We start from the raw sequence: 13,706 nt of genomic DNA on the forward strand, positions 1-13,706 counted from the left end.
GTGGGCACCGCCCTCCCACCTTCCTCCGGGCGCTTCTACGGGCTGCCGAGCCTCCGGCGCGCGACCACCCGCCACACCCCGAGCACCGCCAGCAGCGCCGTCCCCGTACCGATGCCGCTCACTGCCAGCACGGTCATCGCGGTGTCCCCGCGCCCGCTTCCGCCCCCCGTGCCGCCCGCGGCCGGTCCCCCGGTGACCCCGCTCAGGACCGGGTCCACCGGCTCGGCCTCGAAGAGGCCGTCCGGCCTGGGCTCCCCCGCATAGTCGGGCGCGGCCTTCTCCGAGCCGTCCACCCGCACCCGCAGGGCCATGTCGAAGGGCCCGTCCCCGAACTTGTCGGCCACCTCGGACGCGAGGTGCACGACCAGGTAGTACGAACCGGCGAACCGCATGGCACTGAGCCGGTCCGGTCCCGCGTACCGGTTCTCGTAGGCGACCGGGGGCAGGGGCGGCAGTGCGGCGGACTCCCGGCGGCCGGCGTAGTTGGCGCTCACGTCGTCGACGAACCCGCGCGCGGGGTTGTAGAGGGTGAGGCTCAGCGCGCCGGTCGTATAGCCGCCCCGGCCGTCCTCGGCGGCCAATTCGGCGGTCGCGGCGAGCTGCCCGCCCCATGCGACCGGCACCTTGTAGAAGAGCGTGCCGCCGGGCTCGATGCCCGCGCCCCACACGCCCGGGCCGACGGGCACCGCCGAGGCGAAGCCCGAGCCGCCCTCGCGCGTGACGGGCTCACCGGAGGCGGGCGCCGGGGTCCGCGAGTTCCAGGCCTCCGGCACCTCGGCGGCGACGGGCTCGCGCAACGCCGGCTCGGAGACGACGAACAGCTCCAGGTCCCAGTCCTCCGGCGCCGACACGGGCGTACCGACGCGCTCGACGAGCACGTCATAGGTGCCCGCCGTCTTGCAGCGGGGCCGGTCGGCGGAGATCTCCCGGGCGCCCCAGGCGGCGATCGGGCGGGCGCTGCGGACGACGCCGAAGGTCTCGGTGTCGAGGGAGCAGGAGCGGCCGGCGGCGTCCCGCACGGTCACCTTGATGCCCTCGCCCGCGGAGACCGTGCCGCCGGGGGCGGGGGCCGCCGTGGCGGAGACGTAGGTGTCGGTGGTGGCGTCGAGTTCGAGGGAGTAGTGCACGGCCGCGTCGCCGGGCAGCGAGCTGCGGTACGTCGTCCCGGCGGAGAGGCGCTTCGCACCGGCGGTCGCGGGCGCGCCGGTGACGCTCGCGGCGTCGGGGGCGAAGCCGTACGGTCCCGGTGCCCCGGCGGCGAGCGCCGAGGGCACCGGCAGCGCGGCCGTCGTGCACAGCAGCAGCGTCCCCACGGCGGCCGACCGCGCACGGCCCGCGTGGCGCACCGGACGCGCCCCCTGCCGTGCCCCCGTACGCCGCCCCATCCCGCGCCACCCCTCGTCGCCGCTACCGGACCGTCGCCCATCCTGCCCAGCCCGGTGCTCCGGCACCCCCGCATTCCGCACGCCCGTCCGAAACAGAGGCGTCTAAACGCTTGCGCCGGCTTCCGCAACTCGAGGAACGGTGGCCGTGCGTTGCTCCGAACACACGAAACCCCGGCCGCGTGGGCGGCCGGGGTCTGTGTCGAATCCGTCGTGACGGCTCACGAACCCGTGGGCACGGAGTCAGTCGCCTCCGTCCACAGATCCTGCTCGGCGCGATCCGCCTGGATCTGGCGGTACACGAGGAGCCCGCCGATGGCGGCCAGTGCGACCAGGAGAAGCTTCTTCACCGCGCGACCTCGTCTTTCCTTGACGTAGGGGACCTCTGGCGCCCGACTATACACACCGGCCGATACCGATCGGTGACCTGCGTGGTGGCTCAACTGCCGCCCGGCACACCCCAGTAGATGGGGACGAACCGCCTCCGGACCGGAGAGTGATCACCTCCGGACGCTGGGTGACTTTGCCGCGAAATGCAACTTTTGCCTGTCTTCGCGGCTCTTGCGCCCATTCGAGTGCTGTTCATCTGAAGATCGACGCGCCACGGGCGTCGGTCCATGACTTCGCGGCCCACATCCACATCATGAGGAAAGTACGCAAATCGCCCAACCTGAAAGTGAGGGGCCATGACCAGGAACAAGGTCATGAACCTGTGGACCGCCATCGTCACCGCCTTCCTCGCGCTGTTCACGGCGCTCGGCTTCGTCTCGAACACCGCGGCCGCGGCCTCGCCGCAGACCGAGACCTCCTCCCGCAACACCGGACGCGACGACAGCGAGCGCAGCGCGGAGCTCGCGGTGCCGGCGCCGCCCCACTGGGCCTGGTCCTACGCCAGGGCCCTGCCTCCGACGATGAAGCAGCGCATCCGGGCGGAGGCCCATGGAAAGACCCCCAGCTGCCGGCACCGTCCGCTCTCGGACACGGAAGCGGCCGCATCGGTCCCGGCGACCCAGGAGTGCGCCACAGCGGCCTCCCCGGCCCTCCAGCCCCTGGTGCCCCACCAACGCTGACCCCTCGGGCCCGCCCGAGCGACAGCCTCCGCAGTACGGACGTAACGCGGTAACAGCAGTACACGCAGACGCAGCACGCAGCAGTGAACGCCGACGACGCAGAACGACGCCCTCCGCTACGGCGGGACGTCACTCCGCTTCGACGATGTGCCGTAGATAGGCCCAGGGGTCATTGAGATAGCGACGCCAGTGGTCGACGAGCTCCAGATCCCGCCAGCCGGCGGGACGCATTCCGTGGTCACCCACCTCGATGATCTCGGCGCCCGGTAGCGCCGTGAGCACCGGTGAGTGCGTCGCGCAGACGATCTGCGCACCGGAACGCCCCAGGTGATGCAGCAGCCCCACGAGTTGAAGACAGGAAGCGAACGACAGCGCGGCCTCGGGTTCGTCCATGACGTACAGCCCGGGCCCCTCGAAACGCTCGCGGAAGGCCATCAGAAAGCCTTCTCCGTGGCTCATCTCGTCCACGGACCCCGAGATCCTTCCCGTCGTCTGCTCCCGGCCCAGCGCGTCCAGCGCCGTCTCCGCCCGCAGGAAGAAGCCCCTGCGGCGCGTCCGAGACCCGCGCAGCATGCGCCGCCCGGCCGCCGTCGCCTCGAACCGCACCCGCGCGCCCAGCTCCGAGGGCTCGCGGGCACTGGCGTACCGGTAGCCCGCGGACCCGCCCCAGGAATCCAGGCCGAACCCCTCCGCCAGCGCCTCGACCAGCGTGGACTTCCCGGAGCCGTTCTCCCCCACCAGGAACGTGACAGGCGCGGAGAACCGCAGTCCCTCCTCCACGAGCTGCCGCACGCACGGCACCGACCACGGCCACCGCCCCTCGGCCGCCTCACCCTCGGTGACATGCGCATAGGCCCGTTCGACGATCACCCCGCCACCCTCCCACCCACCACTGACAACGGCCTCCCACCCGGCGGACCGGAAGCGCTTCCCGGCCGACGCCGGCCGGAACGCAGAAGACCCCCGGTCCGTGTGGACCGGGGGTCTTCTCGCTGGTGGGGCTAACAGGATTTGAACCTGTGGCCTCATCCTTATCAGGGATGCGCTCTAACCAACTGAGCTATAGCCCCGCCGCGCTCTGCGGTGTGTCTCCCGCGCGCTGACTCCTGAACATTAGCGCACGACACGGGCAGTCCCAAAATCGGTTCCCGGAGGGGCGCGGGGCAGGGCCGGGACCCTGCCTCAGTCGTCCCTCACTCGTCCTCGGCAAGGGTCAGCTCGACGCCGCCCACGAAGCCCGCGGAGAGGTTGTAGATGAACGCGCCGAGGGTCGCCAGCGCCGTCGCGAGGACGACGTCGATGACCGCGATGATCGACGTGAACAGCAGGACGTTCGGCAGCGACAGGAAGGACTGCAGGTCGAAGCCGTTCGACTCGTTCGAGCCGGTGGCCTCGGAGATCGTGCCGCCGACCGTGGAGAAGACGCCCATGGCGTCCATGACCATCCACAACACCGCGGCCGCGACGATCGTGCAGATGCCCAGCGCGATGGACAGCAGGAAGCTGACCTTCATCACCGACCACGGGTCCGCCTTGGCGACCCGCAGCCGGGCCTTGCGGGTGCGCGGGGTCGTAGGCGCCCCGGTGCGCGGCTTGCGGACCGCGCCCGCCGGGGTGCCGCCGCCGGCCGTCTGGTAGGCCTGCGGCGGGTGGTACGGACCGCCGGCCTGCTGGGGCTGGCGCTCACCCGGCAGGGGCGACGCCTGCTGCTGGGCGCCCCCCGGAGCGGCCGGGCCCCCACCGGCCGCGTAGGTGTCCGTCACGGTTCCCCCCTGGGATCCAGTCGCGTCGGGCGTGGACGTGCCCTTCGCCGGCGACGACTTGATCGCCTTCAGCTGCGTGGTGTGGGTGTCCGCCGCCTGCGCGGCGGAGCCACGACCGCCGCCGCCCGTCTCCGAACCGGCCGGAGAACCGGCCGGGATACCGGACGATCCGGTGCCCGTGGCTCCGCTCACGATGACTCACTCCTCGTGCTACTCGGCAGAGGGCGCGTCACCCTCGTCCATGCCGGTGGTCGCGACCCCCTCGGCGGTCTCGTCGACGGCCACGTCGCCGTCGACCTCCTCCGCCTCGCGTCCCGCCTCGGCGTTGCGTGCGATACCTACGACGGCGTCGCGCTTGCCCAGGTTGATCAGTTGGACGCCCATGGTGTCACGGCCCGTCTCCCTGACCTCGTTGACTCGCGTACGAATCACACCGCCGCCGAGCGTGATGGCGAGGATCTCGTCGGTCTCCTCGACCACCAGCGCGCCGACGAGGGAACCGCGGTCCTCGACGATCTTGGCGGCCTTGATGCCGAGGCCGCCGCGACCCTGGACGCGGTACTCGTCGACCGCGGTCCGCTTCGCGTACCCGCCGTCGGTGGCAGTGAACACGAACGTACCGGTTCGAACAACATTCATCGAGAGGAGCTCGTCCCCCTCGCGGAAGCTCATGCCCTTGACACCCGAGGTGGCACGGCCCATGGGCCGCAGTGACTCGTCCGTAGCGGTGAACCTGATCGACTGGGCCTTCTTGCTGATCAGAAGCAGATCGTCGTCGGGCGAGACCAGTTCGGCACCGATCAGTTCGTCGTCGGAACCGTCCTCCATCGCGCGAAGGTTGATCGCGATGACACCGCCGGAGCGCGGCGAATCGTAATCCTTCAGAGGCGTCTTCTTGACCAGGCCCGCCTTGGTGGCCAGCACCAGGTACGGCGCCGCCTCGTAGTCGCGGATCGCGAGGATCTCGGCGATGGCCTCGTCCGGCTGGAAGGCCAGCAGGTTCGCCACGTGCTGCCCGCGCGCGTCCCGGCCGGCGTCCGGCAGCTCGTACGCCTTGGCCCGGTAGACACGGCCCTTGTTCGTGAAGAAGAGCAGCCAGTGGTGCGTGGTCGAGACGAAGAAGTGGTCGACGATGTCGTCTTCCTTCAGCTTCGTGCCGCGCACGCCCTTGCCGCCGCGCTTCTGCGCCCGGTAGTCGTCCGTCTTGGTGCGCTTGACGTAGCCGCCCCGGCTGACGGTGACCACGATGTCCTCTTCGGCGATGAGGTCCTCGATGGACATGTCGCCGTCGTAGGGCACCAGCATGGTCTTGCGGTCGTCGCCGTACTTCTCGACGATCGCGGCGAGCTCCTCGCTCACGATGCCGCGCTGGCGGACCGGGGAGGCCAGGATCGCGTTGTACTCGGTGATCTTCGCCTGGAGCTCGTCGTGCTCCTGGACGATCTTCTGGCGCTCCAGGGCGGCCAGCCGGCGCAGCTGCATCTCGAGGATGGCGTTGGCCTGGATCTCGTCGATCTCCAGGAGCTCCATCAGGCCGCCGCGCGCGATCTCGACGGTGTCGCTGCGCCGGATGAGCGCGATGACCTCGTCGATGGCGTCCAGGGCCTTCAGCAGGCCGCGCAGGATGTGCGCCCGCTCCTCGGCCTTGCGCAGCCGGAAGCGCGTACGACGGACGATGACCTCGATCTGGTGCGTCACCCAGTGGCGGATGAACGCGTCCAGGGAGAGCGTGCGCGGGACGCCGTCGACGAGCGCCAGCATGTTGGCGCCGAAGTTCGTCTGCAGGTCCGTGTGCTTGTACAGGTTGTTCAGGACGACCTTGGCGACCGCGTCCCGCTTGAGGACGATCACCAGGCGCTGGCCCGTACGGGACGACGTCTCGTCGCGGACGTCGGCGATACCGCCGATCTTGCCGTCCTTCACCAGGTCGGCGATCTTCTGCGCGAGGTTGTCGGGGTTGACCTGGTAGGGCAGCTCCGTGACCACCAGGCACTGGCGGTTCTGGATCTCCTCGACCTCGACGACCGCGCGCATCGTGATGGAGCCGCGGCCCGTGCGGTACGCCTCCTCGATGCCCTTGCGGCCGACGACGAGGGCGCCGGTCGGGAAGTCGGGGCCCTTGATGCGCTCGATGAGCGCGTCCAGCAGCTCCTCGTGCGAGGCCTCGGGGTTCTCCAGGTACCACTGGGCGCCGGCGGCGACCTCGCGCAGGTTGTGCGGCGGGATGTTGGTCGCCATGCCGACCGCGATACCGGCCGAGCCGTTGATCAGCAGGTTCGGGAAGCGGGACGGCAGGACCGTCGGCTCCTGGGAGCGGCCGTCGTAGTTGTCCGTGAAGTCGACGGTCTCCTCGTCGATGTCACGGACCATCTCCATCGACAGCGGCGCCATCTTGCACTCGGTATAGCGCATGGCCGCCGCCGGGTCGTTGCCCGGAGAGCCGAAGTTGCCGTTGGAGTCGACGAGCGGCATGCGCATCGACCACGACTGGGCGAGACGCACCAGGGCGTCGTAGATCGAGGAGTCGCCGTGGGGGTGGTAGTTGCCCATGACGTCGCCGACGACGCGCGCGCACTTGTAGAAGCCGCGCTCGGGGCGGTAGCCGCCGTCGTACATGGCGTACAGGACGCGGCGGTGGACGGGCTTGAGGCCGTCCCGGACGTCGGGCAGCGCACGCGAGACGATGACGGACATCGCGTAGTCGAGGTACGAGCGCTGCATCTCCGTCTCGAGCCCGACGGGCTCGACACGCTGGGCGATGACGCCGCCCTCTTCAGGAGTGACGGGAGTGTTCTCGTCGGCCATTGCTGGTGAAGATCCTTCCTGGTGCGGTCAGCTGAGACCGACTCAGATGTCGAGGAAGCGGACGTCCTTGGCGTTGCGCTGGATGAACTGGCGGCGCGCCTCGACGTCCTCGCCCATCAGGACCGAGAACAGGTCGTCGGCCTGGGCGGCGTCGTCGAGCGTGACCTGGCCGAGGACGCGGTGCTCCTGGTCCATCGTCGTCACGCGCAGCTCCTCGGCGTTCATCTCACCGAGACCCTTGAAGCGCTGGATCGAGTCCTCCTTGATGCGCTTGCCGCGCTGGCGGCCCATCTCGATCAGCGCGTCGCGCTCGCGGTCGGAGTAGGCGTACTCCACCTCGTCCCGGCCCCACTTGATCTTGTAGAGCGGCGGACGCGACAGGAAGACGTGCCCGGCCTCGACCAGCGGACGCATGAAGCGGAACAGGAACGTCAGCAGCAGGGTGTTGATGTGCTGGCCGTCGACGTCGGCGTCCGCCATCAGGATGATCTTGTGATAGCGCAGCTTCTCGATGTCGAAGTCCTCGTGCACACCCGTGCCGAAGGCCGAGATCAGCGCCTGGATCTCCTGGTTCTGCAGGATCTTGTCGATCCGCGCCTTCTCGACGTTGAGGATCTTGCCGCGGATCGGGAGGATCGCCTGGTACTCGGGGTTGCGGCCGGACTTGGCCGAGCCGCCGGCGGAGTCGCCCTCGACGATGAAGATCTCGCACTTGGTGGGGTCGTTCGACTGGCAGTCGGAGAGCTTGCCCGGCAGGGACGCGGTCTCCAGCAGCCCCTTGCGGCGGGTCAGGTCGCGCGCCTTGCGGGCGGCCACGCGCGCGGTCGCGGCCTGGATGCCCTTGCGGATGATGTCCGCGGCCTCGTTCGGGTTGCGGTCGAGCCAGTCCGCCAGGTGCTCGTAGACGACCTTCTGGACGAAGGTCTTCACCTCGGTGTTGCCGAGCTTCGTCTTGGTCTGGCCCTCGAACTGAGGCTCGCTCAGCTTGACCGAGATGATCGCCGTCAGACCCTCGCGGATGTCGTCGCCCGTGAGGTTGTCGTCCTTGTCGCGCAGCAGCTTCTTGTCGCGCGCGTACTTGTTGATCAGCGAGGTCAGCGCGGCGCGGAAGCCCTCTTCGTGGGTACCGCCCTCGTGCGTGTGGATGATGTTGGCGAAGGAGTAGACGCCCTCGGTGTAGCTGCTGTTCCACTGCATCGCGACCTCGAGGGACAGGAGCTTGTCCTTGTCCTCGGCCTCCAGGTCGATGACGGTGGGGTGCACCACGTCCCCCTTGCGGGAGTTGAGGTACTTCACGAAGTCGACGATGCCGCCCTCGTAGTGGTAGTCGACCGACTTGACCTCGGCCTTCTCGTCGGCGCCCGCCTCGTCCGCGCCGGAGGTCGCCTTCGCCGACTCGCGCTCGTCGGTGAGCCGGATGCGCAGGCCCTTGTTGAGGAACGCCATCTCCTGGAAGCGCCGCGAGAGCGTCTCGAAGGAGTACTCGGTGGTCTCGAAGATGTCCGGGTCGGCCCAGAAGGTGACCGAGGTGCCGTGCTCCTCCGTCGCCTCGTGCTTGGCGAGCGGGGCGGTCGGGACGCCGAGCTTGTAGTCCTGCGTCCAGCGGTAGCCGTCGGTCTTGACCTCGACGGCGACCTTGGTGGACAGGGCGTTCACGACGGACACGCCGACGCCGTGCAGACCGCCGGAGACCGCGTAGCCACCGCCGCCGAACTTGCCGCCCGCGTGCAGAACGGTCAGGACGACCTCGACGGCCGGCTTGCCCTCGGACGGGACGATGCCCACCGGGATGCCGCGGCCGTTGTCGACGACGCGGACGCCGCCGTCGGGAAGGATCGTCACGTCGATCGTGTCCGCGTGACCGGCCAGGGCCTCGTCGACGGAGTTGTCGACGACCTCCTGCACGAGGTGGTGCAGTCCGCGCTCGCCGGTCGAACCGATGTACATACCGGGTCGCTTGCGAACCGCGTCCAGGCCCTCGAGGACGGTGATGGCGCTGGCGTCGTAGGAGGAGGTGACCTCACCGCTCGACGAAGCGCCCGCGCCGTCGGCGCCGGCGTCGGTGGACGGAATGTTCTCGTTGGGGTTGCCGGAATCGGCCACGAAGCGCCCTTTCTGGCACAGCACGAGCCAAGCTCGTCGGCGGGTTGCCGGAGCGGCTGCGGCATGTTGCGTTGGTAAGCCTTGATCAGCGTTGCTCAGCGTGTCCCGGACGGTCCCCACGACTGGGGCGGGATTGTCTTCCAGTCTACCGGTAGCGCTGACAGTGATGGGGGTTTGGCGGTACCTGAGTCCGCATGTGCCGCCCTGAACCCGGCTCGGAGGACTCCCGATATGCGGAAGGGGGCTCCAAGAGGCTCACAGCGGCACTCAGCGCTTCGAGCCGTCAACCCTTGGCTACTTCGGAGTCACCTCAGGATTCGCAACCGCGTGCGGTTGTACGACGAACGGCTCGCGGACGTCGTTTCGAGGCTCCACAGAGGCAATGATGTGATGTCTGTCACCTGAGCCCGGAGAGGCCGCGGGGACGCCCGTGACGGCTGTTTCGGGCGCCTTTTCGGCCGGGGCGGGGCGGTGGGGACAGCGCCCGGAACCGCTGCCGAACGCGCTCAGCCGTACGTGTCGCCCGGACCCGTGCTGCCGGGGGCGCGCAGCGGGCCGTAGCGGCGGGCGGGGCCACCCGGGCCCTGCACCTTGATCTGCCGGACCGACCCGTGGCCCAGGTCCTCGTTGAGCCGGGCCACCAGCGTCGGCGCGAGCAGCCGCAGGTTGGTCGCCCAGGCCGTGGAGTCGCAGCGCACGACCAGGACCCGCTCGTCCTCGTCGTACCGCTCCGGTACGCAGTGCTTGGCGACGTCCTCGCCGACGATCTCCGGCCAGCGGCCCATCACACCGCCCACGGCCGCCGGCGTCTCCCAACCGCGTTCGTTGATCAGGCGGTTGATGGCCGCGCCGAGCGCCAGGGGGTCGCGTCCGTCGGCCCGCGCGCCGGAGCGCAGACCGCCACCGCGCCGGGCCTGCTTCTTCTGGTGTGCCGCGTCCCCCCGCGCGCGTGCCTGCTCCTTCGCCGCGCGCAGCGCCACGCGCGCGAGGTCGACCCCGGAGGGCTCGGGGGTCCTGGCGGCCTCCCCGGAGGAGCCGGCGGGAGGGTTCTCGGACGGCTGCTCGCTCATACGCGCTCCACCGTCCCCTCGGACACGGTGTACCGCGCCCCCGCCAGGACGTGCGGTACGTCGTCGTCGACCGCGGCGGTCACCAGGACCTGCTCGCCGGGCGCGACCAGCTCGGCCAGGCGCTCACGGCGCCGGCTGTCCAGCTCCGCGAAGACGTCGTCCAGGACCAGCACCGGCTCGTTGCCCTCGGCGCGCAGCAGGTCGTAGGAGGCCAGGCGCAGAGCCAGCGCGTACGACCAGGACTCGCCGTGCGAGGCGTACCCCTTGGCGGGCAGCTGGCCGAGCCTGAGCAGCAGGTCGTCGCGGTGCGGGCCGACGAGGGTGACGCCGCGTTCGATCTCCTGCTTGCGGGCCTCGGCGAGCGCCGCCGTCAACTGCTCGAACAGGTCGTCGCGGGTGTGCGCCTCACCGGGCGCCGACGGCTTGTAGTCCAGGGCGACCGGACCGCCGCCGGGGGCCAGCTGCTCGTACGCCTTGTCGGCCAGCGGCTGGATCGCGGCGATCAGGTCGAGGCGCTGGGCGAGCAGCTCCGCGCCCGCGCGCGCGAGGTGCTGGTCCCAGACGTCGAGGGTGGACAGGTCCATGGACCGGCCGCCGTGCCGGCGGGCCAGCGCGGCCGACTTCAGCAGGGTGTTGCGCTGCTTGAGCACGCGCTCGTAGTCGGAGCGCACGCCCGCCATGCGCGGGGAGCGGGCGGTGATCAGCTCGTCGAGGAACCGCCGCCGCTCGCCGGGGTCGCCCTTGACCAGCGCGAGGTCCTCCGGGGCGAACAGCACGGTCCGCACGATGCCGAGCACGTCACGCGGTCTGACCTGCGACGATCTATTGATGCGGGCGCGGTTGGCCTTCCCCGGGTTCAGCTCCAGCTCGACCAGCTGGGTGCGCTCGCCCTGCCGTACCTGGGCGCGGACGATGGCGCGGTCGGCGCCCATGCGCACCAGCGGGGCGTCGGAGGAGACGCGGTGGCTGCCGAGGGTGGCGAGATAGCCGACGGCCTCGACGAGGTTCGTCTTGCCCTGCCCGTTGGGGCCGACGAACGCGGTGACGCCCGGGTCGAGCGGGACCTCGACCCGGGCGTACGAGCGGAAGTCGGCCAGCGAAAGATGCGTGACGTGCATGGTCGTTCGCCGACCTCCCCCAACGTGTGGTTCAACCGTCCCCAGCTGTGGACAACCGGGGTTGTCCAGGGTGCCAGATCGGCCACCCCGGACGGCGGACCGCCTCCGGCCGCCGCCGCGGCCGGTGTGCGGGCTCCTTCTGGTGCGGGCTACTTCTTCTCGACCGCGTGCCCGCCGAACTGGTTCCGCAGGGCGGCGATCATCTTCATCTGCGGCGAGTCGTCCTGCCGCGAGGCGAAGCGCGCGAACAGCGAGGCCGTGATCGCGGGCAGCGGCACGGCGTGGTCGATCGCGGCTTCCACAGTCCAGCGTCCCTCGCCGGAGTCCTGTGCGTAACCCCGCAGGCCCTCCAGGTGCTCGTCCTCGTCGAGGGCGTTCACCGCGAGGTCCAGCAGCCAGGAGCGGATGACCGTGCCCTCCTGCCAGGAGCGGAAGACCTCCCGGACGTCGGTCACGGAGTCGACCTTCTCCAGCAGCTCCCAGCCCTCGGCGTAGGCCTGCATCATGGCGTACTCGATGCCGTTGTGGACCATCTTCGCGAAGTGGCCCGCGCCGACCTTGCCGGCGTGCACCGAGCCGAAGTCGCCCTCCGGCTTCAGGGCGTCGAAGATCGGCTGCACCTTGGCGACGTCCTCCTCGGAGCCGCCGTACATCAGCGCGTAGCCGTTCTCCAGGCCCCAGACCCCGCCGGAGACACCGCAGTCGACGAAACCTATGCCCTTGGCCGCCAGCTGCTCGGCGTGCTTCTCGTCGTCCGTCCAGCGGGAGTTGCCGCCGTCCACCACGACGTCGCCGGGCTCCAGCAGCTCGGCCAGCTCGTCGATGGTCGACTGGGTCGCCGCGCCCGCCGGGACCATCACCCAGACCACGCGTGGGCCGGAAAGCTTGCCCACAAGCTCTTCCAGGCTGTGGACGTCCGCGAGGTCAGCGTTGCGGTCGTATCCGACGACGGTGTGGCCTGCGCGGCGGATCCGCTCGCGCATGTTGCCGCCCATCTTGCCGAGGCCGACGAGACCGAGCTCCATCAGTTGTGTTCCTTCGGTTGCTGTGGCGTGTCAGGCACCTTCGTGCCCGGGTCGACCCTAAACCCGGACGTCCGCGCACAGCTGTGGGCATACGCGCTCATACGTACACCCTCACCTGGGGATTCCCCACAGGCCGGGCGGCTTTCGTCCCCGACCTGTGGACAACCGAGACAAACCGCGGTGACCGCCGGCGGCTCAGCCGCTCAGGCGCACCGGCATGATCAGGTACTTGTAGGCCTCGTCCGCCTCCGCGTCCAGGGCCGGCTTGCCGCTGAGCAGCGCGGGCTTGGTGGACGTGGTGAACGACAGCTGCGCCACCGGGGAGTCGATCGCGCTCAGGCCGTCCAGCAGGAAGGTCGGGTTGAAGGCGATCGAGATGTCGTCGCCCTCCAGCTGGGCGTCGACCCTTTCCACAGCCTGTGCGTCGTCGCTGGAGCCGGCCTCCAGGATGAGCACGCCCTGCTCGAAGCTGAGCCGCACCGGCGTGTTCCGCTCGGCGACCAGGGCCACGCGCTTGACGGCCTCGACGAACGGCGCCGTCTCGATCACGGCGACCGAGTTGAACTCCGTCGGGAACAGCGTGCGGTACTTCGGGAGGTCGCCCTCGAGCAGACGGGTCGTCGTCCGGCGCCCGGCGCCCTCGAAACCGATCAGGCCCTCGCCCGCACCGGAGCCGGAGAGCGCCAGGGTGACGCTGTCACCGCTGGTGAGCGCCTTGGCGGTGTCCAGGAGGGTCTTGGCGGGCACCAGGGCGACCGCCGAGGCCTCCGGGTTCTCCGGCTTCCACAGGAACTCGCGGACCGCGAAGCGGTAGCGGTCGGTGGAGGCCAGGGTGACGGTGTCGCCCTCGATCTCGATGCGGACACCGGTGAGGACGGGCAGCGTGTCGTCGCGGCCGGCCGCGATGGCGACCTGGGCTGCGGCGGAGGCGAAGACCTCACCGGGGACGGTGCCGGTGGCGGTGGGCATCTGCGGCAGCGCCGGGTACTCCTCCACCGGCAGGGTGTGGAGGGTGAAGCGCGAAGAGCCGCAGACCACGGTCGCCCGTACACCGTCTGTGGAAATCTCCACCGGCCGGTTGGGGAGTGCGCGGCAGATGTCGGCGAGGAGACGGCCGGACACCAGGACGGTGCCCTCCTCCTCGACCTCGGCCTCGACACCCACCCGGGCGGAGACCTCGTAGTCGAAGCTGGACAGGCTCAGCTGACCGTCCTCGGCCTTCAGGAGGAGGCCGGCGAGGACAGGCGCCGGCGGACGGGCCGGGAGGCTGCGCGCCGCCCAGGCCACGGCCTCCGCGAGTACGTCGCGTTCCACCCGGATCTTCACTGTTGCCGCCTCCTGCTGTTGCCGGCGCTTCTCGGCCTGCCTGG

At 70.2% G+C, this 13,706-nt stretch carries 11 protein-coding genes and 1 tRNA gene; 1 reads left to right on the forward strand and 11 read right to left on the reverse strand.

From position 1 onward, the window contains the following. Nucleotides 1–35: 35 nt before the first annotated feature. Nucleotides 36–1,385, reverse strand: coding sequence for a hypothetical protein (locus tag ADL34_RS09560; RefSeq protein WP_062665958.1), 1,350 nt, complete (start codon nucleotides 1,383–1,385; stop codon nucleotides 36–38). A 218-nt stretch (nucleotides 1,386–1,603) separates the two neighbouring features. Then, a complete protein-coding gene (locus tag ADL34_RS36595) occupies nucleotides 1,604–1,732 on the reverse strand; it encodes a DLW-39 family protein (RefSeq protein ID WP_003999697.1) in 129 nt (42 codons plus the stop codon). A 336-nt stretch (nucleotides 1,733–2,068) separates the two neighbouring features. Between ADL34_RS36595 and ADL34_RS09565 the strand changes: the two genes are divergently transcribed. Continuing rightward, complete coding sequence (locus ADL34_RS09565; protein ID WP_062665956.1) at nucleotides 2,069–2,452, forward strand: DUF6344 domain-containing protein; 384 nt, start codon at nucleotides 2,069–2,071, stop codon at nucleotides 2,450–2,452. 129 nt (nucleotides 2,453–2,581) lie between these two features. Here ADL34_RS09565 and ADL34_RS09570 read toward each other — a convergent pair whose 3' ends face one another. The 9 genes from ADL34_RS09570 to dnaN form a co-directional block, all read right to left on the reverse strand. Further along, the gene (locus ADL34_RS09570; RefSeq protein ID WP_062665954.1) at nucleotides 2,582–3,322 is read right to left on the reverse strand and encodes an AAA family ATPase; all 741 of its coding nucleotides are present in this window, start codon (nucleotides 3,320–3,322) and stop codon (nucleotides 2,582–2,584) included. 123 nt (nucleotides 3,323–3,445) lie between these two features. Further along, a tRNA-Ile gene (locus ADL34_RS09575) sits at nucleotides 3,446–3,522 on the reverse strand. Between the two features lie 123 nt (nucleotides 3,523–3,645). Then, on the reverse strand, nucleotides 3,646–4,407 hold the full coding sequence (locus ADL34_RS09580) for a DUF3566 domain-containing protein (RefSeq protein WP_062665951.1): 762 nt from the start codon (nucleotides 4,405–4,407) through the stop codon (nucleotides 3,646–3,648). Nucleotides 4,408–4,425: 18 nt separating this feature from the next. Then, the gene (gene gyrA, locus ADL34_RS09585; RefSeq protein ID WP_062665950.1) at nucleotides 4,426–7,020 is read right to left on the reverse strand and encodes a DNA gyrase subunit A; all 2,595 of its coding nucleotides are present in this window, start codon (nucleotides 7,018–7,020) and stop codon (nucleotides 4,426–4,428) included. A gap of 42 nt (nucleotides 7,021–7,062) precedes the next feature. Further along, complete coding sequence (gyrB, locus tag ADL34_RS09590) at nucleotides 7,063–9,123, reverse strand: DNA topoisomerase (ATP-hydrolyzing) subunit B (protein WP_179199251.1); 2,061 nt, start codon at nucleotides 9,121–9,123, stop codon at nucleotides 7,063–7,065. A 506-nt stretch (nucleotides 9,124–9,629) separates the two neighbouring features. Then, nucleotides 9,630–10,193, reverse strand: a complete 564-nt coding sequence (locus tag ADL34_RS09595) for a DUF721 domain-containing protein (RefSeq protein WP_062665946.1) — start codon at nucleotides 10,191–10,193, stop codon at nucleotides 9,630–9,632. Next, a complete protein-coding gene (gene recF / locus ADL34_RS09600) occupies nucleotides 10,190–11,311 on the reverse strand; it encodes a DNA replication/repair protein RecF (RefSeq protein WP_062665944.1) in 1,122 nt (373 codons plus the stop codon). Before recF ends, ADL34_RS09595 begins: the two co-directional genes overlap by 4 nt. Before the next feature lie 149 nt (nucleotides 11,312–11,460). After that, entirely contained in the window at nucleotides 11,461–12,336 is an 876-nt protein-coding gene (gene gnd, locus ADL34_RS09605; protein WP_062665942.1) for a phosphogluconate dehydrogenase (NAD(+)-dependent, decarboxylating), read from the reverse strand. A 195-nt stretch (nucleotides 12,337–12,531) separates the two neighbouring features. Beyond that, on the reverse strand, nucleotides 12,532–13,662 hold the full coding sequence (dnaN, locus tag ADL34_RS09610; RefSeq protein ID WP_062665940.1) for a DNA polymerase III subunit beta: 1,131 nt from the start codon (nucleotides 13,660–13,662) through the stop codon (nucleotides 12,532–12,534). Between the last annotated feature and the right edge of the window lie 44 nt (nucleotides 13,663–13,706).

The organism is Streptomyces sp. NRRL WC-3605, assembly GCF_001509795.1.
Classification (GTDB): domain Bacteria; phylum Actinomycetota; class Actinomycetes; order Streptomycetales; family Streptomycetaceae; genus Streptomyces; species Streptomyces viridochromogenes.